This window comes from Pseudomonas alvandae (assembly GCF_019141525.1).
Classification (GTDB): domain Bacteria; phylum Pseudomonadota; class Gammaproteobacteria; order Pseudomonadales; family Pseudomonadaceae; genus Aquipseudomonas; species Aquipseudomonas alvandae.
Map to the genome: position 1 here is coordinate 4389571 of NZ_CP077080.1, position 22847 is coordinate 4412417.

Genomic DNA, 22847 nt, shown 5'->3' on the forward strand with positions numbered 1-22847 from the left:
CGAGCAAGCTCGCTCCCACAAGGGGATTTTGTTTTTTGGGAAGGGATCAGAAATCGCGCTTGTAGAAGATATCCAGCGAGCTGGCGACGCCGCTGGCGGCTTCGAGGTAGACCTTCTTGCTCAGCTTGTAGCGCAACGCGATGGTATTGGCCGGTTCGAACACGCCCACGCCATAGCGCAGGCTGAGTTTTTCCGACAGGTTGCCACTGGCGACTACGCTGGTGTCGTTGCCGCTGCCCTGGGTGTCGAGCTGGAAATCTTCGATACCCAGATTGTTGGCGAGGCTGGTGGTCACGCCAGCGCTGCCCATCAAGCCCAGGCCCAGCGCGGCCTGGGCGAGCATGTTGTTGTCCTCGCCGGTGGTGCTCAACGGCCGGCCCAGCACCAGGTAGGACAACGCCTGCTCCTGGCTCATGGCCGGCTCGGAGAAGATCTGCGTGGTCGGCTGCTCGGCGCTGCCACTCAAGCGAATACCGGCGATCACATCGTCGGTCTGGCGGATCGCTTCAATGTCCAGGTAAGGCTGGTCGATCGGCCCGGCAAACAACAATCGCGCCCGGCGTACCGTCAGGCGTTGTCCGTAGGCCCGGTATTTTCCGTCGTTGAGCCAGAGCTCGCCGCGCGTGTCCATGTTGTCGCCGATGTGTACTTGGCCTTGGACGTTGGCCGTCAGGCCAAAACCCGAGAAGGCGAGTTTTTCCTGGCCGACGATGACATCGATGTCCATCGCCATCGCAATCGGTGCCTCGCCCTCTTCAGTCTGGTGGCCGACGATCACCGTGTCATCCGATACCTTGACCGTGGACGGCGGCAGCTCGCGAACGGTGATCTCGCCCTTGGGCACCAGGACCTTGCCGGCAATCGAAAGTCGTTCGCCCTGCATCGTGATGTTCAGGTTCGGCGCCACGTCCAGCACCGCGTAGGGTTCGACAGTGACCGGCAGTTGCGAGCCCTTGAGAGCCAGGTCCATGGTCAGGGCCTCGCCCCAGCCAATGCTTCCGGTCAGGCTGCCCTGCCCGCTCTTGCCACTTTTCCAGGCGCCATCGAGCCTTACCGTATCACCGGCGATCATGGCCCGCAGTTGCAGGGCTTCGAGGCTGATCGGCAGTTCCGGGCCGGACATTTCGCCGTCGCTGAGCACCAGGTTGCCGTTGACCTGGGGCGCGAGCAATCCACCGGACAGCGTGCCACTGCCGTTCAAATGACCGGTCAGGGTTTCCACCATCGGCACGAACGGCCGGGCCACCGACAGGTCCAGACCATTGAGTCGGAAGGAGCCGCTCAAAGGCTTGCTGGCCGGCAACGGGTTGATCCGTGCCTGGAGCGTCAGCTCACCCAGCCTCGCGCCGACGAAATTGATATCGGTATCGATGCGCGTCGGCGTCAGGCGGCTGCTGAGCGTCAGGGTCTGGTAGGGGAAATCCAGCCATTGCCCCTTGTCCTGCTCCTTATCTCGAATCCGCAAAGTACCGCCGCTGGCATCCACCAACACGCGGCCGTTCGGGCCGCTGGCCGGCAGGTCCAGTTGCAGGTCGGCGTTGAGCTGTCCGCGCCAGCCAAAATCCTTGGGCATCCACTGGGCCAGGCCTTCGATGGGGAATTGCTTGAGGTGATAACGCAGCTTTGGCTCCGGCATCAATCGCTGATCTTCCCCGCAGAGGCTGGCCTGGCCGGATCGCCAGCAGTGGGCACCGAAGTTCAGCGTGCCGTTGGCCAGGCGCTCAAGCTTCGCTGGTGCCTGCAAGCGCCAGGTCTGCCCGCCGACCTGCACGTCGCCGCTGGCGAGGCGTCCGCGCCAGTTGCCTTGGTCGAGCGAACCGTCGAGGGCCAAGGTGGTTTCCAACTGCGGCCCCTGCAGGTCGAGGTTGAGCCTCTGTTGCTTGATGTCGCCCTGGCCGCTGACCGTCAACACGCCCAGCGATGTTTCGCCGGCCCGGATGCCGCTCGCCTTCAAGTCGACCTTGCCCCGCTGCGCACTGTCGAGCGTCGCGTCCAGGTTCAGGCTTTGCAAGCGGTTGTCCTGGAAGGCCAGTTGCGTACCTTGCAAGTCGAGCTTGCCTTGCGGTGCCTTCAGCGTCCCGGCGAGATCGACGCGGCCGGTGATTTGGCCGCGCAATTGCGGCCAGAGCTGGGCCAGGCGCAAGAGCTTGATATCGATCTGCCCTGTCAGTTTCTGCTGCAGGCTGCCCGTGCCGTTGATGCGGTTGTCGCCCAGACGAATATCCAGCGCGCCGAGATTCCATTGTTCGCCAGCCCCGCTGGCCTTGGCCTGGAACAGCGCCGGCTGGCCGCGCAGCTTGCCCTTGAGGTCCAGGTCCGCGTCGAGCTCGAGGCGCTCGTTTTTCATCGTTCCCTTGCTGCGCAACGGCCCGGCCAGGGTGCCGGGCAACTCGCCGAGCCAATACGCCGGGTTGATGGCCGACAATTGCAGCGCCGTATCCCAGGCAACGCCGTCGGCAAATTGCAGGCTCAAGTGCCCTTCGGCCTTGCCCTGCCCGGCGGCGAGCTTGAGCTGTGGCAAATGGATCTGCGTCAGGTCGCCGCTGAACGGGCTGTCCAGGCTGAACGCCCCGGCCGGACCGTCCAACGCCGCGTGGAAATTGCCGAGGTATTTGCCATCGGTGTACGAGACTTCGCCATTAAAACGGCGCAACGTCACTTGCGGTTCGTCGATCAGTGGATAGAGGCGATGCCAAGGGAACTCCAGCCAAGCAATCTTCGCTTCGGCGCTCAGGCCTTCGCGCCAATCCAGCTGCCCGGTGAGCTTGAGGCTTTGCTGGTCGCCCGCATCCAGATCGAGGCCAGCGATCTGTGCGCCGTTGGCGTCGACCTTGCCGCTGAGCGACAACGCCACCGGGCCTTTCTCGGCGGGCAAACTCGCCTTGCCGAGCAGTTGATAGCCATCTTTCAGGTTACCCTCGCCGGTCAGTTCCAGCTGATTGAGCAACAGCGTGTCCGGCAGGTCGGCGCTGGCCTTGAAGCCGTCGGCGGTGATGCGCACCTTGGCCGGCAGGTTGTCCGCGAGCGGTTGCAACTCGCCCTTGAGGTGACCTTGCAGATAACCACTGCTGTCGGCAGTGAGCTCAAGGGTCCTGAGCAGATCGCCATCGACTTTCAGATCCAGCATCCAAGGTGTCGCACCCGGTGCCGGCAATGTCAGTTGGCCCGCAGCACTGAGCGGCCAGTTCCCACGCGGCTGCAACAGGCCGGACAGTTTCAGGCTCAACTCGTCGCGCTGCAATTGCACCGAGTCGATCTGCAGACCTTCGGCGGTCCAGTGCGCCGCCAGTTGCAACCCCTTGAGCTGTTCGCTGCCGTTGAACGACAGGCTGCCCACCTGGACGTCGCCCAACTCGATCGCCAAGGGCAAGTCCAGGTCCGGCAGGCTGATCGGACCGCTGCTCGGTGCATCGGAAGAGGCCGGCAGCTGCAAGGCAATCCTGTCGGCCTTGAGCTGCTCGATGCACAGGGTCATGCGTAAAAGGCAAAACGGCGACCAGGCGAAGATCGGCCGATCGAGTTCTACCCGGCTGGCGTCCTGTTGCCACACTACCCGGTCGGCATTCCACTGCCCGCCCAGCCGCCCCTGGAAACTCTCCACGGTCAGCCCTGGCACCAGGCCAAGGGCCCAGCGGCTGCCAAACGCCGTGCCCAACACGATGCTCAAGGCCAGCAAGACCGACACCAGCAACCCGCCAAGGGCAAGCAGCGTTATTTTCAAACCGCGATTCACAACTCAGGCCCCATGGAAAAGTGCAATCGAATGCCGCCCTCGTCGTCCAGCGCGTGGGCCAGGTCGAGGCGGATCGGGCCGACCGGCGACACCCAGCGCACGCCGATGCCCACGCCGGTCTTGAGGCTCGGCAGGTCGAGGCTGTTGAAAGAGTTGCCCTGGTCAACGAAGGTCGCCACCCGCCACTTTTCCGCAACCGAATATTGATACTCGAGGCTGCCGGCCACCATGTAGCGCCCGCCGATGCGATCACCTTCGGAGTTCTCCGGCGACAGGCTCTGGTAGTCGTAGCCGCGTACGCTCTGATCGCCGCCGGCAAAAAAACGCAGGGATGGCGGGATCGATTTGTAGCCATTGGTAGCGCTGCCGCCGATCTGGGCGCGGGCCAGGAAACGATGCTTGTCGAACACAGTGGTCAAACCCTTGACCATGGCGGTGCCATACAAAAGGTTGTTGTCCGAACCCAACCCTTCCTTGGCGACCTTGGTGTCGAATTGCAGGCGATAGCCATGGTGCGGGTCGATACGGTTATCGCTGCGCAGGTACGAATAGCTGACGCCCGGCATCAGCAACGTACTCAGGCCCGAATCGTCGCCGAGACGGTACTCCTCGCGCTGCCACTTGAGCGACACCACACGCTGCCATCCGCTGGGCAACTTGCTGTGCCATTCGGGCCCCACGGTCAGCAGTTTGCTGAGGGTGTCGGTGCCGGCCAGCTCTTCATATTGATAACCGCCGGCGTAGCGCAGCTTATCGGTCAACGGCGGGTCCAGCGGCACGTCGTACCAGAGGCCGATGTTTTGCCGGGGCGCCGAGACTTCCGCTTCCCAACCGTAGCTGTGCCCTTGCGGATTGACCCAGTGACGCGTCCAGTTGGCCTTGGCCCGTGGCCCTACGTCGGTGGAAAAACCCAGCCCCAGGCCCATAGTGCGTGGCTTGCGCGTGTCGAGCCTGACCGCGACCGGAATGATATTGTCGGTGGCCGCGGTGGGTGCCGCATCGACCCGGACGCCCTCGAAATAGCCGCTCGATTGCAAGGCCTGGTTGAGTTCGGCAATGAGCTCGGAATCGTAGGGCGCGCCGGCCTTGAACGGCACCATGCGTCGCAGCAGGTCCTCGTCGAAAGGAGTGTCGCCTTCGAAACTGACCGGGCCCAGGGCGTAGCGCGGCCCGCTGTCGTAGATCAACTCGATGTCGGCAATGCCGGCCTGCGGGTCTACGCGCAACGTCTGGCTGACGAACCGCCCACTGAAAAAACCATAGCGCGAGGCCTGGTTCAGGATCGTTCGCTTGGCATCTTCATAGCGACCATGATTGAGCACCGCACCTGGCTTGAGGCTCGCATTGTCTGGTATGCGGAAACCCTTGAGCGACGCCGCCGGACCTTCGATGCGGATCTTCACATTGCGCAAGTGCACCGGCTCGCCGGGGTCGATGGACAGGATCAGGCGCGGCGTCTTGCCCGTCGTGACCTCGCTGTCGATCTGCGGCTGGTAATAGCCCAGCGCCTGGGCCGCTTTGCGCGCCTGCTCCTCGGCGCCGCGACTGAAACGCAGCAACGCCTCTTCGTCACGATCGCCCACACCACCGATGTAGCCTTCTACGTTGGCCTTGAGTTCGTCATTGGAGGGTTTGACCCGCACATCCAATTCACTTTGTGCCAGCGCCACGCAGCTGAGGGACAGCAAGAGCGCGCCACCGGTCATTCGTCCTGGGAAATTCATGGCGCGGATGCTATCACGAGGTTGGGAGCCTGATAGAGCCAGACGATTCCCAAAAGTTCGTCTGACTAAGCCGTCGCGCTCTGCAGGACCTGCGGGTTCGCATGAAAGAAAACATGCTCGCGGATCGGTCCTACCGCTATTTCGCCAATTTCCTCATAACCCTGGCGTTTATAAAATTCGAGATAACGGGGATTTCCAGTGTCCAGCACCACGCCTTGGGAATGCTCGTCCACGGCACACCAGTTGTGCACCGCCTCGAGCAACTGTTCGCCGTAGTGTTTGCCCTGGAATTGCGGATGAACGCCCAGCAACGGCAATACATGCACCGCGTCCGAAGGCAGGCAGGCCAGCACGGCGGCGTGATAGTCCAGGTACCGTCGGGTACAGCGGAACCCCGTGCTCAAGACCATGCGCAGGCGCCAGGCCCAACTCTCGGTGATACCCAGGCGCCGCTGCGGCGGGGCGATCAGGGCGATGCCTATCAGGCGGTCGTTGACCAGCAGGCCAATGGCCGGCAGGTCCTGGAGGAAATGCTGCTTGACCAGTTCACGCACGGTCGCCCGCACCCGCTGTTCATAGCCGGGACGCTCGGACTCGAACAGGTAGCTGAAGGTCGGCTCATGACGATAGGCCTGGTAGAGCAACGAACGGGCTTCGCGGGAATAGCCGCTGTCGAGCATATGGATATCAGCAGTGGCGGTTTCAGGCATGGCGTTGCGTCTCCTGGGCGGGCTCGATGAGGCCTGCTCTTATTGACTACGAACCCGATAGGGCTGCGATCGTTCCTACATGCCAAGGACATTAGCAGTGCATTTGTCCTACTGCCACGCTAGCCCCGCTCCCACATGTCAGCTAGCATCGCAGTTTTGCCAGGACAGCCGACCATGAAGATCGTCTCCTTCAACATCAACGGCCTGCGAGCCCGTCCCCATCAGTTGGCGGCACTGATCGACAAGCACCAGCCGGACGTGATCGGGTTGCAGGAAACCAAGGTCCACGACGAACAGTTCCCGCTGGCCGAGGTGCAAGCCCTGGGTTATCACGTGCATTACCACGGGCAGAAAGGCCACTACGGTGTCGCCCTCCTCTCGCGCCAAGCGCCGTTGACCTTGCACAAAGGCTTCGAGACTGACGATGAAGATGCCCAGCGGCGTTTCATCTGGGGCACGTTTGCCGATGCCAACGGTGTGCCGGTGACCATCATGAACGGCTATTTCCCCCAAGGTGAAAGCCGCGACCACCCCACCAAGTTCCCGGCCAAGGAGCGCTTCTACAGCGACCTGCAGCAACTGCTGGAAACCCGCTTCAGCAACGACCAGCCGGTCGTGGTGATGGGCGACGTGAACATTTCCCCGGAAGACTGTGACATCGGCATCGGCCCGGACAACATGAAGCGCTGGCTGAAGACCGGTAAATGCAGCTTCCTGCCGGAAGAGCGCGAGTGGATGGCCCGTCTGAAGAACTGGGGCCTGGTGGACAGCTTCCGCCACCTGAACCCAGACGTCACCGACCGCTTCAGCTGGTTCGACTACCGCAGCCGCGGTTTCGAAGACGAACCCAAGCGCGGGCTGCGCATCGACCTGATCCTGGCGTCCCACGGCCTGCTGCCACGGGTCAAGGACGCTGGCGTGGACTATGAACTGCGGGGCATGGAAAAGCCGTCGGACCATGCGCCGATCTGGTTGGAACTGAGCTGAATCCCAGCCTTCAGATTCTCTGTAAGAGATCCCTGTGGGAGCAAGCTTGCTCGCGATAGCGGTTTATCTGCCACATCAATACTGACTGTGCTGCCGTCATCGCGAGCAAGCTCGCTCCCACACTTGATCGCGCCGGTCATTCGTTTTTCGTCGCACCCCTGTCATCTTTCAGTAACGCGACTGACTTAATCTTCCGGCACTTCCCAAGGTCAGAAGGTGCCGGCATGCGGCTCAGCGTTGTGTTTTTCCTCGGCTTCTGGCTGCCGTGCGGCGCATGGGCGGACCGCTTGCCCATTCCCGAACAGGGCCCTGCCCTGCGCCTCCAGGGCTCCAACACCATTGGCGCGGCGTTGGGGCCGGCCCTGGTCCGCGGACTGATGGAGAACCAGGGATTGCTCAAGGTCAGCGCTGAAATCACCGGCCGCGACAACGAGCAACGCATCGTCGGGCAGACCGCCGAAGGCCAGCGAGTCACAGTCGACATCGCCGCCCACGGCTCCAGCACCGGATTCACTGCGCTCAAGCAAGCCAACGCCGACCTGGCCGCCTCTTCCCGGCCGATCAAGGAAAGCGAACTGAAGGACCTGGCGGCCCTCGGCGATCTGAAAAGCCCGACATCCGAACAGGTCATCGCCATCGACGGCCTGGCGATTATTCTTCACCCACAAAACCCATTACGGCAGCTCGACACCGTGCAACTGGCACGCATCTTCAGCGGCGAGGCAAAAACCTGGGAAGCGGTGGGTGGCGTTGGCGGGGTGATTCATCTATACGCCCGGGACGAGCAGTCCGGTACGTATGACACCTTCAAGGAATTGGTACTCAACCGACAGGGAAAAAAGCTGGATCCTACGGCCAGACGCTTCGAATCCAGTGATCAACTGTCGGATGCCGTCAGCCAAGACCCACAAGGCATCGGTTTCATCGGTCTACCCTACGTGCGCCAGGCGAAACCTCTGGCGATTGTCGATGGCGATTCCCAACCCATGTTGCCGCTGAACAACCTGATCGCCACCGAGGACTATCCCCTTTCCCGGCGTCTGTTCTTCTATTTACCGCCCTTGCAGACCAATCCGTGGGCCGAGGCGCTGGTGGACTTCACCCAAAGTGAACAGGGCCAGGCCATCGTCGCGGCCAACGGCTTCATCGCCCAGACAGTCCAGGCGATGTCGGTCACCCCCAACGCCTTGATGCCCGAGGGCTATCAAGCCCTCAGCCGCCATGCCCAGCGCCTGACGGTGAATTTTCGTTTCGAAGAAGGCAGCGCCAATCTCGACAACAAGGCCCATCAGGACCTGGGGCGCGTGCTCGATTACATCAAGCAGCATGGCAAAGCCGATCGGCGCGTGACCCTGGTGGGTTTTGGTGATGCCAAGGACGATCCAGCGCGCGCCGACCTGCTGTCCAAACTGCGGGCAATGGCGGTGCGGCGTGAATTGGTCAAATTCGGCGTGGCGTTGCGTGAGGTGCGCGGTTTCGGCGCGTTGATGCCGGTGGCGGCCAATAGTGAAGATGAAGGACGGGTTCGCAATCGGCGGGTGGAGGTTTGGGTGTATTAGAAAGCTTCGCAATCCAAAGCGAAGCCAGTCATGTGGCGAGGGGATTTATCCCCGCTGGGCTGCGCAGCAGCCCTAAAACAGTGAACACAATCTTTCTGACATACCGAGTTGGCTGGTTTGGGGGCCGCTGCGCAGCCCAACGGGGATAAATCCCCTCGCCACGAAAGCTCTGATGTTTATGTCGATAATCTTGGCGTAGGAAGGGACTCCAACTTCTTGCGCCATTGCCTACAACTACGCCAGAATCCGCCGGCTTGTGCGCCTTGAGGGTGGGCTTTACTGTTGCCCGGTCGCTGAATATCAGCGATCGGGTTTGGTAGCCCGGGTAAAACTAAGGCGCACAGTTCCGGCATATTTATTATGGCGGCTGTGCGTGGGGCGCCTCCTGGCGCGCTGGGTTTGCCTTGGTACCCGGTCTACCAACCTGCGTATAGCCGCCACCCAATGTTTGGTAGCAAAGGGTTGCGGCTCCCATTACCAAGGAGTTTCATCATGTTCAAAGCAACCCCAAACCCGCCGGACAACGATCCAGCCGACTCAGCAGCGCTCGACAAAGCGGCAGCAGACCGCGCCCTCGATTACTACCTGAAACCCAAATCCAGCACACCGAAAACCGACCCAGGCCAGCTCTTCACCCTCATCAACGGCATCGCCACCGAAGCCCTCCTCGCCAACCTCAGCGAAACCCTGGCCTCGGCCAACGCCATGATCAATGACCTGGCCTTCGACCTGGACGGCTCACGCCGGCACGTCGCCCTGGGCATCCTGCAACTGGTCGAACTGAGCGGACTGCTGGCAAATCGCGCGCTGGATAACGTCGACCCACGCTAGTCGAGGACAACCCTGTTGTGGCGAGGGGATTTATCCCCGCTCGGCTGCGGAGCAGTCGCAACCCTGCTGGCGGGGTTTATCTGGTGTACCGCGCCACTTGGTTTTGGGACTGCTTCGCAGCCCAGCGGGGCGGTGCGACGTTTCGCTAAATCCCCTCGCCACAAGGATTTTTGGGGTCCGGGAGTGGACAGCTACCGCCCCGCCAATTCCATGATCATCCGCGAGAGCAAATAGATTCGCGGCACCACGCTCTCGACTTCAGCGTATTCCTCAGGGGTGTGAATGTTACCCCCGACGATGCCAAAGCCATCCAGCGTCGGCGTGCCAACCCCGGCCGACAGGCTGGCGTCCGCCGCCCCGCCGCTGCCTTCTTCGGTGAGTTTGCGCCCCAGTTCGCCGTAGATACCCTGGGCCATGGCCATCAATCGATCCGACTCCTTCGTCTGCGGCATCGGCGGCAAGCCACGCTGCAGGCTGGTGGTGACTTCGGTGTCGGCGATCAACTTGTCCTTGGACACCCGGGCCAGGTCTTTTTCGATGCGGTCGAATTCTTCCGGCACCGCCGCCCTCACGTCGGCCTTCGCCGTGGCCTGGTCGGGAATCACGTTGGTCCGGTCACCCGCCTTGAGCACGGTGAAGTTGATGGTGGTTTTCTTCTCCGCGTCGCCGAGCTTGCCCAGTTGCAGAATCTGATGCGCCGCCTCCATCGCCGCGTTGCGCCCCAGCTCCGGCGCCACACCCGCGTGGGCCGCCTTGCCCTTGACCTCCACCAGCGCCGTTGCGCTGCCCTTGCGCCACACCACCAGACCGTCAGCCGGACGACCCGGTTCAAGGTTCAGGGTCACGTCGTGGGCCTTGGCGGTTTTCTTGATCAGGTCGGTGGCGGCGTCCGAGCCGGTTTCTTCGCTGGCGTCGAGCAGGAAGGTGATCTGCGCGTAATTCTTGAAGTCGAGGTTTTTCAGCACTTTCAAGGCATAGATGCCGGCGACGATACCGCCCTTGTCGTCCATCACCCCCGGCCCGTAGGCCCGGCCATCCTTGATATGAAAAGGCCGCTCGGCGGCGGAGCCTTCCTTGAACACCGTGTCCATGTGGGCCATCAGCAAGATCTTCGCCTTGCCGGTGCCCTTGAACGTCGCCAGGACATGTTGAGTACCGTCCGAATTGGGCACCTTCTCGATGGTCGCGCCGAGCTTTTGCAGCTCATCAATGGCGATATCACCGACCTGGGTCAGCCCCGGTACATAACCGGAACCGGAGTCGATATTCACCAGCCGTTCCAGCAGTTTCAGGGCCTCGCCCTTGTACTGCTCGGCATCGGCCAGCACTTGCTGATGGGGCTGCGCAAAGACAGCGGGGGCGAAGGTGCCAAGGGCCAGGCTCAAGCCAAGACTGACGGCCAGACGGGAGCGACGAGCGATAACGGTCATGAGTTCATCCTTGTTTCGTCGGGAAAGTACCCTTGAGGGAGTCAAGGGGCACCCTACCCGACAAAACGCCAATGCTCTAGACCGTCGACGTCTCCAACACCTGCCAATGTCGCTGACAGACAACCCGATTACGCCCGCCAGTCTTGGCCTCGTAGAGCATCTGGTCAGCGTCGTTGAGCCATGCACTGGCATCGCCATAAGCCGGGTTGAACGCTGCCAGGCCAATGCTCAGGCTCACTTTCAAGGCCGGATCCTGCTCATAGGCGAGCGTGGCAAAGCGTTCGCGCAAACCGTCCATGGCCTGCACCGCGTTGTGCAAGGTCAGGTCCGGCAGGATCACGCAAAACTCGTCGCCACCGTAGCGCCCGACAATGTCGGCAGCCCGCAGGTTTTGCCTGAGCAGCTTGCCGAGCTGGCGCAGCACAACGTCGCCGGCACCATGGCCGTAGGTGTCGTTGATGGCCTTGAAATGGTCGATGTCGATCAGCGCGATTGCGCCGTGGATTCCGTCCGATGGATGACGCAGGCAACGCTGGAATTCTTCATCGAGTCGATCTTTCCAGGCGCCATGGTTGAGCAGCCCGGTGAGGCTGTCGGTGCGACTGAGGGCCAGCAATTCTCGCTTCTGTCGGCCGAGCGTGTAGGCCTGGCGAAAGCAGATCCAGCCCAGCGCCAGCGGATACAGGCACAGCAGCGGCAGGCAGGCATAGAGCTGCGCCGGGCTGGTCATGGGCACGCTGCTCAACGGAAAAATCACGCCTCCTATCGCAATGCCGGCCACTTGGGCCGCGGCCCCGACCAGCAGGAAACGCAGCCCGCCGATAGCGACATTGTTCATGGCCATCATCGCCAGGGTGACGGCCGTGGGCAGCGGATTGAATTGCATCGCGGCGACCCAGAAGCCGCCAAGGAAAGCATCGATCAGCAGGTTGCGGTGTTCGGCGTGGTACGGCACCGCCGAGCGACGCGCCCATTGATAGGACACGTGCGGCCAGAGCAAGCCGTTAAACAACATGAAGCCCCAGACCCAGGGCGCCGGGTCGAGGGGCAGGACGGCAACACTCACCACCAGCAACCCCAGCGCCAGGCCTAGGATGCGCGATGTATACAGCCTCCTGGCCAGCGAGAGTCCCTTTTTTCCCGTCTTATGCATAGAGGCCTCTGCACCGCCGGTCTCCCGATCGCCGGGATGGGTTGTTGGGAGTCTATCAGGGTGGCGTCAAATAGCCATCACTCCATGCAGGGGTATTTATCCCACCGGACGAACGTAGTTCTTCGCATATTTTGGCTATACATGAGGAGGGGAATTGTTGTCCGACACAGCGCGTATCAAAGCAGACACCTGCATGACATCGCGATATTCCAAGGTTTCAGCTTCACTTACCTTGATCCGTCGGATCATATCGACGGGTCAACATCCAACGTGACCCATGGAGGGCAACGACATGCTGGTGTTGTGGGTGGTCCTCGCCGTGTTCATCGCCTGGAGCTGGCTGACGTATCCGGGCATCGGCCACGTGCTGTATGACCTGGGCATGGCCCTGGAAGCGCGGCTTTACCGGCTGCACAAGATCACGGTGCCCATCAGTGAAATGACGGTGTCGACCTGGCAAGGTGGCCCTTATGAAGCGTCCGGCAGCATCCTGATGCTGCACGGCTACAGTGCCGACAAGAACCTCTGGCTGCGCTTCGCCCGGCATTTTGTCAGCCAGTACCGCGTGGTGATTCCCGACCTGGCCGGCCATGGCGAAACCGGCTTCAAGGCTGGCGGCGGCTATGACATTCCGACCCAGGCCCGGCGGGTGATCGAGCTGCTCGATGCCTGCGGCCTGGACAAGGTCCATGTGATCGGCAATTCCATGGGCGGCCACCTCGCGGCGTGGCTGGCGGCGACCTCACCTGACCGCGTGCTGACCCTGGCGCTGATCGACCCGGCGGGCGTCACCGCCCCCCAACCCAGTGACATGGAACGCCACCTGGCCGCTGGGCATAACCCGTTCCTGGTGTATTCGCGGGATGATTTCGCACCGTTCTACGCCATGACCATGGCCTCGCCGCCCTGGTTGCCGAGCGTGGTGCTGGCGGCACTGGCCGAGCGTTACGAACAGCGCCGGGAAGAACTGGCGGAAATCTTCGTCGATTTTCGCGCCAGCCCACCGATGGAGCCCCGCCTGAACGACATCCGCGCGCCGTCGTTGCTGCTTTGGGGGCGCAAGGACCGGCTGATCGACGTCAGCAGCGTGCCGGTCTGGAGCAAGGGCATCGCCGATTTGCGGGTGGAAATCTGGGACGGCGTCGGCCATATGCCGATGGTAGAGAAACCCGGGAAAACGGCGGCGTTATATCGGGATTTCCTGAGGGGATTGGGGCAGTGAACACAAGGCAGGCTTGATTGCTTGCGACGACGTCTTCGGCGGGAGCCTTCGGATCAGTCCCTGGCAGAATGAAGTCCTGAAGATTCTTCGTTTGCCGGCATTGGCGAAGGCTGCGATCTTTCGTTCAACTTTCCCACAGCCCTCGCCAGGAATTCTCACGATGAGCTTCGTCAGCCCCGACTTGATCCGCCAACGCTTTTCCAGGGCGATGTCCGACATGTACCGCGACGAGGTGCCGCTGTACGGCGCACTGATGAACCTGGTGGAACAGACCAACGCCCAGGTGCTGGCAAACGACTCCCCGCTGGCCGAACACCTGCGCAGCACCGGCGAGCTCGAGCGCCTGGACTTGGAACGCCACGGTGCGATCCGCGTCGGCACCGCCGCCGAGCTGGCGATGCTCGGTCGCCTGTTTGCGGTGATGGGCATGGAGCCGGTGGGCTATTACGACCTCACGCCTGCCGGGGTACCGGTGCACTCCACGGCATTTCGCGCTGTTCACGAGGCATCGTTGCAAGTAAGCCCGTTCCGGGTCTTCACCTCGCTGTTGCGCCTGGAGCTGATTGAAAACACCGAGCTTCGGACCTTTGCCGAGTCGGTGTTGGCCAAACGGCAGATTTTCACCGCCGACGCCCTCGATCTCATTGAGCTGGCCGAGCGCCAGGGTGGCCTGACGGAGCACCAGGCTGACGAGTTTGTCCTGCAAGCATTGGAAACTTTCCGCTGGCACCACAGCGCCACGGTCACCGCCGAACAATATCGACAACTCAGCGCCCAGCATCGGCTGATCGCCGACGTCGTGGCCTTCAAGGGCCCACACATCAATCACCTGACGCCGCGCACCCTGGACATCGACATCGTCCAGGCCCAGATGCCGCGGCATGGCATCACGCCGAAGGCCGTGGTCGAAGGTCCACCTCGCCGACAGTGTCCGATCCTGCTGCGCCAGACCAGCTTCAAGGCCCTCGACGAACCCGTCGCGTTTACTGACTCGCCTCAGTCCAAGGGCAGCCACAGCGCGCGTTTCGGCGAGATCGAACAACGCGGCGCCGCCCTCACGCCCAAAGGTCGTGCGCTGTACGATCAATTGCTCAACGCCGCACGGGACGCCTTGGGGGAATTTCCCAACGAAGCCAACGCGCAACGCTACAACGCGTTGATGGCTGAACATTTCGCCCAATTCCCGGACACTCTCGATGAGTTACGCCAGCAGGCACTGGCGTACTTCCGCTACTTTCCGACATCGAAAGGCCTGGCCGCCAAGGGCACGTTGGCCAAACCGCTCACACTGGAGTACTTGTTGGAACAGCAATGCCTGCGCGCAGAGCCCTTGGTGTACGAAGATTTCCTGCCAGTCAGCGCCGCCGGTATTTTCCAGTCGAACCTCGGCGATGCCGCCCAGAGCCACTATGCCGGACAGTCCAATCGGCAGGCATTCGAAACCGCACTGGGACGAACAACCATCGATGAGTTGGCGCTGTACGCCGCGACACAGCAGCGCTCCATCGATGAGTGCATGTCTGCGTTGGGTGCGTAGAAAAGCCGAAGGCAAGACGGCGCAAGAAGTTGCACGGGGCGCTGGCTTCAATCCAGCGCTTGTCGCCGTTTCAGCCGCCCCAGCGCAGTGTGCAATCGACGGGGATACACGGCGCAGTCCATTGCGTGAATGTCCGGCGCTTAATGCTAGATTCGACAGCGCCGTCTCACCAACCCTTTGATTTATAGATATTTTTTAGCGGATGGCACAGCTCTTGATAACTCAGGCAGCCTCGGGACGATTCGCGACCCGGGCTTTCAGATTATTCCGCAAGGAGAGCATCCATTGGCTACCCCCGCTTACATGTCCATCGAAGGCACCAAACAAGGTCTGATCACTGCCGGCGCGTTTACCGCCGACTCGGTGGGCAACACCTATCAGGAAGGTCATGAAGACCAGGTCATGGTGCAAGGCTTCGAGCATCAGGTGATCATCCCGCGCGATGCCCAGTCGGGCCAGCCAACCGGTCAGCGCGTGCACAAGCCACTGGTCATCACCAAGGTTTTCGACAAGGCCTCGCCGTTGCTGCTCGCCGCACTGACCAGCGGTGAACGCTTGACCAAGGTCGAAATCCAGTGGTTTCGCACATCAGCCGCAGGCACCCAGGAGCACTACTACACCACCACCCTGGAAGACGCGATCATCGTTGACATGAAGGACTACATGCTCAACTGCCAGGACCCGAACAACAGCCACTTCACCCATCTGGAGGATGTCCACTTCACGTATCGCAAGATCACCTGGACCCATGAAGTCAGCGGCACGTCCGGCTCCGACGACTGGCGTTCACCGGTCGCCGGCTAAGTCACACAGGTGTTCGCCCAGTGCGACGGCCTCGGCATTCCATGCACTGGTAAAGAGCCTGACACTGGGCGAACGCAGACAATAATAGTGGAGCTTGCGCGGGATGTCCGTGAGCCCCACTTAAATAATTTTTCACGCCATGGGCCAAGGAATCCTTGCCCTCCCCCGCCAACAACTTCAATCGCGCCGGGCCGTTTTCTGCGCATCGGTTTCCTGCGCATCGGGATTACCGTGGCGTTGCTCACGCTTGGCCGGGTCGTTGGGGCGCAACGCGTCGTTGTCCCGCTCCACTTCACCAGGCATGGCCGGCTTATCAGGGTTGTGTTCGGATGGGTCTGATGTGGGCTTCATCTTGAATTCCTTCTGCTGTAGTGCCAACTGCTGGCGTGGGATTGCATGGCGGCGATGGCGTTTTAATCCAGGACCGAGTTGTCCTTTTCGCGAGCAGGCTCGCTCCCACATTGGAATGCATTCTTCTGTGGGAGCGAGCCTGCTCGCGAAAGGGCCGCCATAAGATCAGGCGTCGGGGTCTGCCACTTCCGCTGCGACGTTGGCATCCGGCGAGCGCTGGTGAAGTTCCTCGGCTCTGGTCTTCAGTTCTTGCCAGCGGTCCAGGTCAATCTCTCCCAGGCCGAACAGATCGTCAGCCAGCCGCATCAGCTCGGTGAAATGAGCGTCGGGCGACTGCTGGAAGTAAGCCTTGTCGTCGAACAGTCGCTGCCAATCGGCCAGCGACGGTGGTTTGAGGTAATCGCTCATGAAGGACTCCCGCGAGGCATTCATAAGCTATGAGGGGCGACGGATGCGGGGAGTTCCGGCGATTCTCAATAGCCGGTCATTTCCAGATAGCCGTTCCCGCCGTGACTGCCGCTCAGTTGCACCGGCCCTTCCCAGTAGGGAATGCGCAGGTTCATCCAAGCCCCGGGATTCAGCGCCCGGGTGGTAATGTCGAGCTGTTTGCCGGGGATCTTGACCGACCAGCGCACCGGCATCGCGCGCCCCGCGACCTTGGCGGTGTCCAGCGGCGCGAGGCTGATTTCGTCGGCACGCAACGTCGTCGCCTGGCCATGGGCATCGATCCAGGTTCCCGTGAGATACGGTGCGCCTTCCTTATGGCGCATGCGATAGAGCATCACCTGTTCGCCGCTTTCCAAGTGCAGCGAAAACCAGTCCCATCCGGTCTGGTTTTCCGTCAGCGGCTGGCTGCTCCACTCACGGTCAAGCCACGCTGGGCCGCTGACTTCGTAGCGCTGGCCGTCGATTTCCAGATGACCACGCGCCTGGAAAAACGGCTGGCTGTAGTAATACGACGCTTGGCCCTGCGCGGATTTCTGGCTGAAACCCTGGTCGCCTTGCAGGACCAGCGGACGCGTCGACCTGAGCTGCAGTTCATAGTTGAAGTGTGCGTCACGCGCCTTGAGCTGCATCGCCGCCAGGGGATCATTGCCAGTGGCTTGAGTCGTCAATTGCCAATCATCGATCCAGGCATCGAAAGGCGTAGTCCGCACCCCGGCCTGCCCGACGCCGCCCCGGGCGTAGCGCTCGGCGGCATGGTGGACGCTGGCGGAGGTCACGGCGGCGTGGCCGAGCCAGATCGTCTGGTTGCGCCAGCCACTGCCCTGCACCGCAGGATCCTGGGCGCTGCGGAACAACGTCCACTGCACGCCGAAATCCCGCCCTTCGGCGTCCTTGAGATTAGCGGTGATGTACCACCATTCGATGCGGAAACCTTCATGAACACCGTGATCGGCTGGAAAGCTGAACACGCGCCCGGGCACCACGGGCGTGAACGCAACGGTGTGGGTGCCGAGACCGGCAAAACCCTTTTCCGGCGGCGTCGAGTCATCACAACCGGCAAGCAATGCAAGGAGCATCAGGCCGACTCTAATCTTCATGGGCAAACGTCCTCAGCAAATCCGTCGGCTGCGTGCGGTACAGCGCGTACAGCGGCCAGGCCGATGCCAGCAGCGTGGCGAGCATCGCCAAGGCCAGCAGTTGCGCCAGTTGCAACGGAAAGACCCGCAACGGCAGGCGCCAGCCAAAGGCCTGCACATTGATCACCGCATCCAGGCACCAGGCCAGGGCAATGCCCAGCGGCACGGCCAATAACAAGGTCAGCAGCGCCAGCAGCCAGGTCTGGCCAAGGTTGAGCAGCATCAATTGCCGCCGCGTGACGCCTATTGCCCACAGCGGTGCCAATTGGCCGAGGCGGCTCTGGCTCTGGGTCAACAGGCTGATGAACAACGCCACCCCGGCTACGGCCAGGGTCAGGCTGTTGAGCGCGGCGGTGGCGGCAAAGGTGCGCTCGAACACTTGGGTTGACCAGCCTTTGAGCCGGGCCTGATCGACGATGCGGCTGTCGTCGAGGTTGAACCGGTTTTGCAACGCCGCCAGCAAGGGTGGGATCTTCGACGGTTCGATGCGCAGGTTGAAACGATACGGCGTGAGCTGCGGCCAGTGCGCCAGCAGGTGCTTCGCGTTGATCAACACGTGGCCCTTGGGATTGCCGTAGTCGGCGTAGATTCCGACGATGCGCGGCGCCCACGGACCTTGTGGGGTCGGGAGGGTCAATCGATCACCGATCCGCACTTTCAGGCGCCGGGCCAGTTGTTCGCTGAGCATCAGCGTGTCGGCGCCGGCCAGTTGCTCCCACGCCTGGCCGTCGGTCGACTCCAGCAACGGCCAGTGCTGGCGATAGGAAGCATGGTCGATGATGCCGAAAATGTCCGTCGGCCAGCCTTGCAAGGGAATCGACACCTGCCAGTTGGGCAGCACGGCGGTGACCGTCGGTTGTTGCTTGAGCCAGTCGTACAGCTCGCCCGCCTGGGCTGGCGTCTGCGGGCTGATATACAACTCGGCGGTCAGTCGTTGCTCCAGCCAATCGCTGAACGTCTGGCGAAAACCGGAGGTCATGCTGCCGGCGCCGATGTTCGCCGCCAACGCCAGCAGCAACGCCATCAGCGCCAGGCTCAGCGTGGGCAATTGCTGGCGGCAATCAGCGAGAAACCACTGCCCGAGCACCGAACGGCTGCCACGCAACAACCGGTTCAACACCCCATTGAGCAGCACCGGCAAAGCCAGCGCCGCGCCCAGCAACAACGTCGTCATCAAGACAAAACCGCTCGCCAGGCTGTCGCCCCGGACCAGCACCGACACGGCGATCAGCGCGGCCAATGTCGCCACCGCTCCCTGGCGCCGCAGCCATCGCGCATGGGCCTGGTGCCAGGCCTGGGGATTGGCCAGCGCCAGCAGAGGCAGGCGTGCAGCGCGCAAAAGACTCTGGGCCCCGGCCAGTAGCGCACCGAGCAGGCCCAGGCCAATCCCGCCCAGCCACCACCAGGGGCTGAGGTTCAATTGCCCGGGCACTTGCGCGCCGTACAGGCCCCGCAGGCTCGCCGCCACATCGGGCAGCAACAGACTCGCCAGCCAATACCCACTGAGCACGCCAGCCACGCCGCCCAACAAGGCCAACGCGCCCAGCTCCAGCGCCAGGCTGGTGATCAGCACCCGCGCGCTGACGCCGCAGGCCCGCAGGGTCCGCAACAGGCTGCGGCGTTGTTCCAGCGCCAGGCCGATGGCCGCATGAACGATGAACAACCCCACCACAAACGACAGGAACCCCAGCGCGTCGAGGTTCAAATGGAAGCTTTCGGTCAGGCGCGACAGGTTGTTTTCCTCGTCCGCGTGCTTGAATTGCAACAGGCCGTTGAATGCCTCGGGCAAAGTGGCCGTGAACGTGGCGGGCAGCAGCAATCGCGAAACCTGCTCCGGCAAACCCAGCAGTTGCTGGGCGAAGCCGATGTCCATCAACAACACGCCCGGCGCCATGTCGGGTTGCACATGCAAGGGCGGCAAGGCCTGGTCGCCGACGGTGCGAGGCCTGTCGCCCTCCTTCAGCCCCAGGGCTTGCAAGGTCGAGGGGGCGATCCAGGTACGCCCGGCACCGGTGAAGAACTCCACCACTTCATCGATTTCCCGGGCCTGTCCCGCCACGGCCGAACCCGGCGGCAGCGACACCGGGTCAATGCCCATCACTTGCAGCCGCTGCTCTTCGTGCCCCTTGAGCGTCACCCGCGCCTGCAACACCGGCGACACGGGCCAGCCTTGGCGACGCAGGTCGACAAACCAATGCTGCGCGAAGGTGCCGCCACCCGGCGCGCTCAGGCTGGCCTGGGGTTCGCCACCGATCAACTGGCTGGCCCGGGCGTAGCTGTCGCGAGCCTGGCTGTTCAGTGCCTGGACGCCGATGAGCAGGCTGGTGGCCAGCCAGAGCCCGGTCAGCACACTGAAGAATTGCACCGGGTGTCGTCGCCAGTGGCTGAGCAGGGCCTTGAGCGTCTGGCGAAAAACCATCAGGCCTGGACCGCCTGTGCCAAACGGCCACCTTGCAGCACCACACGATGCGCGAGGCGCGCCGCTACTCGTTGACTGTGCGTGACCATCAACAGGCTGGTGGGGCTGCCGTCGAGCAATTCCAACAGCAATTGCAGCACTTCGTCGCTGGTGGCTTCGTCGAGGCTGCCGGTCGGCTCGTCGGCCAACAGCAAGGGTGGCCGTGAAGCCAGTGCCCGGCCCAGCGCCACCCGTTGTTGCTGTCCGCCGGAAAGTTGTTCGGGATAGCGCCGCAGCAGGTCTGTCAGTCCGAGTCGCTGCACCAGATGCGCCTGCCAGCCAGCATCGAAACGCCCACACAGGCGCGCCTGGAAGGCGAGGTTGTCATCCACCGACAGGCTGCTGATCAGGTTGAATTGTTGGAACACCAGGCCGATTTCCGTGCGTCGCCAATTGGCCAGTTGGTGCTCGCTCATGCCGTCGAGCTGGTAGTTACCGCTACGGATGCTACCTCGGTCCGCTTTGTCCAGGCCGGCGACCAAGTGCAACAAGGTGCTCTTGCCGCTGCCCGATTCACCCATCAGCGCCAGGCTGCTGCCCGGGGGCAGCGTGAGGTCGACACCTTGCAACACGGGCAGCGGGCCTTGGGGCGTGGCGTAGCTCTTGAAGACGTTGCGGACTTCCAGCATGGGCAAGACTCGGGGCAGATCGGCGAAGGCGTCAGGATAGCGGAGGTTCAGAGGGTTGTGAGAGTTCCAAAAGATGCTTGGTCTAGTGTCCAACTGTGGGAGCGAGCTTGCTCGCGATGGCGGTGTGACAGTCGATGAAGATTTTGAATGGGCTGACCTCATCGCGAGCAAGCTCGCTCACAAGGGATCTGTGGTGCGCGGCCCCTTCAGTCATGGCGCTGGATCAACCATGGTCGATCCTCACTGCCCCGCCGCCACTTCGGTCTTCACCGGCCCTGGTGTGACGATGCTGTCCAGGTCGATATGTTTCCAGGCCGGCTTGGCCCCCAGCCGGGCATTGAAGCGGTAGTTGAAGGTGAAGTCGTCTTCGGTCGGTTGGTTCAATGGCTTGCCATAGTGGGCCATGATCCCGGCCGGGTCGTAGCCCATCAACTCCAGCAGCGTCGGGAAGATGTTGTAGTGGCTGGAGCGATCCTTGTTCTGTGCCAAGGTGCCGCGCCAGTCCAGCGTCTGCAGTTGGCGGCCCTGGATCACGACGAGCGGCACCAGCCCTTCTTCCTCCACCGGATCACCACCGCAGTGGGTGTTGAGCCCGGGGTTGCCGCGTTCGTGGAGGTCCTGGCCATGGTCGGAGGTGTAGATCAGCACGGCGTTCGTGAGGTTGCCTTCACGGAAAAGTCGCTGGAAAAATTCGCCGACGTTCCACAGCAAGGTGTTCTGGTAAGCGTTGCGGTAGAGCGCCCAATCGCCTTTCTCGCCGTTGAAACCATCGCGGCTGCCGGTGTCGCTCACGTCTTGGAACTGCCCGCGTGGCAAGGCCGGACGGTAGGTCATGAAGTCATCGGGGTATTTGTCATGGACTGGAAAATGCGCGCCGACCTTGTTGATCACCACCAACTCGGCCCGGTCGTTACCCAGCAACTCGACCAGCTTCGCCACGGCCGCCATGTCCCGGTCGCGTACGCGGGTCTGGTCGAATTGGACGAATTGATCGATCGCTTTTTTTTCCAGCTCGGTCATCAGGTTCTGCAGATTGCCGCCGGTGCGCTGGGCGTCGATGTAGACAGTGCGCAACCCGGCCTGGTGGGCGTACTGCCAGATCGACGGTTGTGTGCTGTTGATGCGCACGTAGTCGGCTCGGGTGCCGCCATAACGCAGGGTAACGTTGGTGTCGGCGCTGCAATTGGCAACAGACGCCGCGTAGCCATAATTGAAAATGTCGACGCCGGGGGGCGGTGTCTTCAGCCCAGTGGAGATGCCGGACGGGGTGTTGATGTCGAGGTAGTTGCCGGCAATGCTTTCGTCGATGATCAGCACGATATCGTGGTCGATCGGAGAAGATTGCCGGGAGAGACTGACCGGCTCCCGAGGCCCGACGGTGTTGTGCAACGTCTCGTAGATGAACAGGTTCAGATAGGCCAGCGGCGTGTACATCACCGGCAGGCCGCGCGCGCCCTCGCCCGCTCGCACGAACAGCACAGCGCTGAGCAGCAGCACGCCCAACACGGGCGCGACGATCGGCACGTAGCCGGGCAGCGGTAGCCGACGTCGCGGTTTGAGGGCGATGCCCAACAACAGCAACACACCGCCGGCCACCGCGCTGATGATGACCTCGCGATATTGATAGGCCGCCTCCTGGATAAAACCACCGGAATACACCAGCGAGACGAACTGGCTGTAGGTCAGGTAGCTGTCGGTCACCCGCATGTACGTCTCGAAGAACACCGCCGAGACAAACATCGCCAGGGCAAACAGATGCCTGACCAACGCCGGACGAATGTAGGCGGTCATCCATAGCGCCAGCACCAAGGCCAGGAACATCGCGCCAAACAGCACCGTTGCAAGACCAAAACCCAGGGCCGCCAGACGCTCCAGGTACAAGTCATGCCCCCGGAAAAGGTACAGCACCAGCAGCACTTCCTTGAGGTATCGGGTCATGGTTTCTCGACGGCGTCGCGCAGCAATGGAGGGTTCGCTTTCTGCACACTAGCAGCGGGTTTTCAAAGCGCAAGAAACTGGACGAACGGCCAGAGCGTCAAAAAAAAGTTAGCCCGAAAATGACACCTTTGACACCCATAAAATATAAAAAACTATGGATATATACCGTTCATCGCCTCGTTAAACAGCGATATCACC

The 22847-nt window shown here is 62.0% G+C and carries 17 protein-coding genes; 6 read left to right on the plus strand and 11 right to left on the minus strand.

Annotated elements, in window-relative coordinates; translation table 11 throughout:
- Positions 1-46: 46 nt before the first annotated feature.
- The 3 genes from KSS97_RS19425 to KSS97_RS19435 all read right to left on the minus strand — a co-directional run bounded on the left by KSS97_RS19425 (position 47) and on the right by KSS97_RS19435 (position 6167).
- A complete protein-coding gene (locus KSS97_RS19425; RefSeq protein WP_217859935.1) occupies positions 47-3733 on the minus strand; it encodes a translocation/assembly module TamB domain-containing protein in 3687 nt (1228 codons plus the stop codon).
- Positions 3730-5457 (minus strand): autotransporter assembly complex protein TamA, encoded by a 1728-nt coding sequence (locus tag KSS97_RS19430; protein WP_030142106.1) that lies wholly within the window; start codon positions 5455-5457, stop codon positions 3730-3732. The genes KSS97_RS19425 and KSS97_RS19430 overlap by 4 nt, the downstream gene beginning before the upstream one ends.
- A 65-nt stretch (positions 5458-5522) precedes the next feature.
- Positions 5523-6167: a GNAT family N-acetyltransferase gene (locus tag KSS97_RS19435; protein ID WP_030142105.1), complete on the minus strand. Its 645-nt coding sequence runs from the start codon at positions 6165-6167 to the stop codon at positions 5523-5525.
- Between the two features lie 174 nt (positions 6168-6341).
- On the opposite strand from KSS97_RS19435, the gene xthA reads away from it, so the two are divergent.
- From xthA to KSS97_RS19450, 3 genes are all read left to right on the plus strand, one after another.
- Entirely contained in the window at positions 6342-7154 is an 813-nt protein-coding gene (xthA, locus tag KSS97_RS19440; RefSeq protein ID WP_030142104.1) for an exodeoxyribonuclease III, read from the plus strand.
- A 224-nt stretch (positions 7155-7378) separates the two neighbouring features.
- Complete coding sequence (locus tag KSS97_RS19445) at positions 7379-8713, plus strand: substrate-binding domain-containing protein (protein WP_217859936.1); 1335 nt, start codon at positions 7379-7381, stop codon at positions 8711-8713.
- Positions 8714-9205: 492 nt separating this feature from the next.
- A complete protein-coding gene (locus KSS97_RS19450) occupies positions 9206-9544 on the plus strand; it encodes a DUF6124 family protein (RefSeq protein WP_217859937.1) in 339 nt (112 codons plus the stop codon).
- Positions 9545-9735: 191 nt separating this feature from the next.
- On the opposite strand, the gene KSS97_RS19455 is transcribed toward KSS97_RS19450, so the two are convergent.
- A complete protein-coding gene (locus KSS97_RS19455; protein WP_198795999.1) occupies positions 9736-10974 on the minus strand; it encodes a M20/M25/M40 family metallo-hydrolase in 1239 nt (412 codons plus the stop codon).
- Positions 10975-11050: 76 nt separating this feature from the next.
- The gene (locus KSS97_RS19460; protein WP_217859938.1) at positions 11051-12127 is read right to left on the minus strand and encodes a diguanylate cyclase; all 1077 of its coding nucleotides are present in this window, start codon (positions 12125-12127) and stop codon (positions 11051-11053) included.
- A 292-nt stretch (positions 12128-12419) separates the two neighbouring features.
- On the opposite strand from KSS97_RS19460, the gene KSS97_RS19465 reads away from it, so the two are divergent.
- From KSS97_RS19465 to KSS97_RS19475, 3 genes are all read left to right on the plus strand, one after another.
- The gene (locus tag KSS97_RS19465) at positions 12420-13349 is read left to right on the plus strand and encodes an alpha/beta fold hydrolase (RefSeq protein ID WP_030142098.1); all 930 of its coding nucleotides are present in this window, start codon (positions 12420-12422) and stop codon (positions 13347-13349) included.
- A 160-nt stretch (positions 13350-13509) separates the two neighbouring features.
- Complete coding sequence (gene hglS, locus KSS97_RS19470; RefSeq protein ID WP_030142097.1) at positions 13510-14886, plus strand: 2-oxoadipate dioxygenase/decarboxylase HglS; 1377 nt, start codon at positions 13510-13512, stop codon at positions 14884-14886.
- Positions 14887-15171: 285 nt separating this feature from the next.
- Positions 15172-15690, plus strand: coding sequence for an Hcp family type VI secretion system effector (locus KSS97_RS19475; RefSeq protein WP_030142096.1), 519 nt, complete (start codon positions 15172-15174; stop codon positions 15688-15690).
- 177 nt (positions 15691-15867) lie between these two features.
- Here the strand turns inward: KSS97_RS19475 and KSS97_RS19480 are convergent, their stop codons facing one another.
- From KSS97_RS19480 to KSS97_RS19505, 6 genes are all read right to left on the minus strand, one after another.
- Complete coding sequence (locus KSS97_RS19480) at positions 15868-16041, minus strand: hypothetical protein (protein WP_187293355.1); 174 nt, start codon at positions 16039-16041, stop codon at positions 15868-15870.
- 165 nt (positions 16042-16206) lie between these two features.
- Complete coding sequence (locus KSS97_RS19485; RefSeq protein ID WP_217859939.1) at positions 16207-16449, minus strand: hypothetical protein; 243 nt, start codon at positions 16447-16449, stop codon at positions 16207-16209.
- A gap of 65 nt (positions 16450-16514) precedes the next feature.
- The gene (locus tag KSS97_RS19490; RefSeq protein ID WP_217859940.1) at positions 16515-17585 is read right to left on the minus strand and encodes a lipocalin-like domain-containing protein; all 1071 of its coding nucleotides are present in this window, start codon (positions 17583-17585) and stop codon (positions 16515-16517) included.
- On the minus strand, positions 17575-20046 hold the full coding sequence (locus KSS97_RS19495; RefSeq protein ID WP_217862071.1) for an ABC transporter permease: 2472 nt from the start codon (positions 20044-20046) through the stop codon (positions 17575-17577). Before KSS97_RS19495 ends, KSS97_RS19490 begins: the two co-directional genes overlap by 11 nt.
- Positions 20043-20711, minus strand: coding sequence for an ABC transporter ATP-binding protein (locus tag KSS97_RS19500; protein ID WP_030142171.1), 669 nt, complete (start codon positions 20709-20711; stop codon positions 20043-20045). Before KSS97_RS19500 ends, KSS97_RS19495 begins: the two co-directional genes overlap by 4 nt.
- A 240-nt stretch (positions 20712-20951) precedes the next feature.
- Complete coding sequence (locus tag KSS97_RS19505) at positions 20952-22649, minus strand: sulfatase-like hydrolase/transferase (protein ID WP_217859941.1); 1698 nt, start codon at positions 22647-22649, stop codon at positions 20952-20954.
- Positions 22650-22847: the final 198 nt, after the last annotated feature.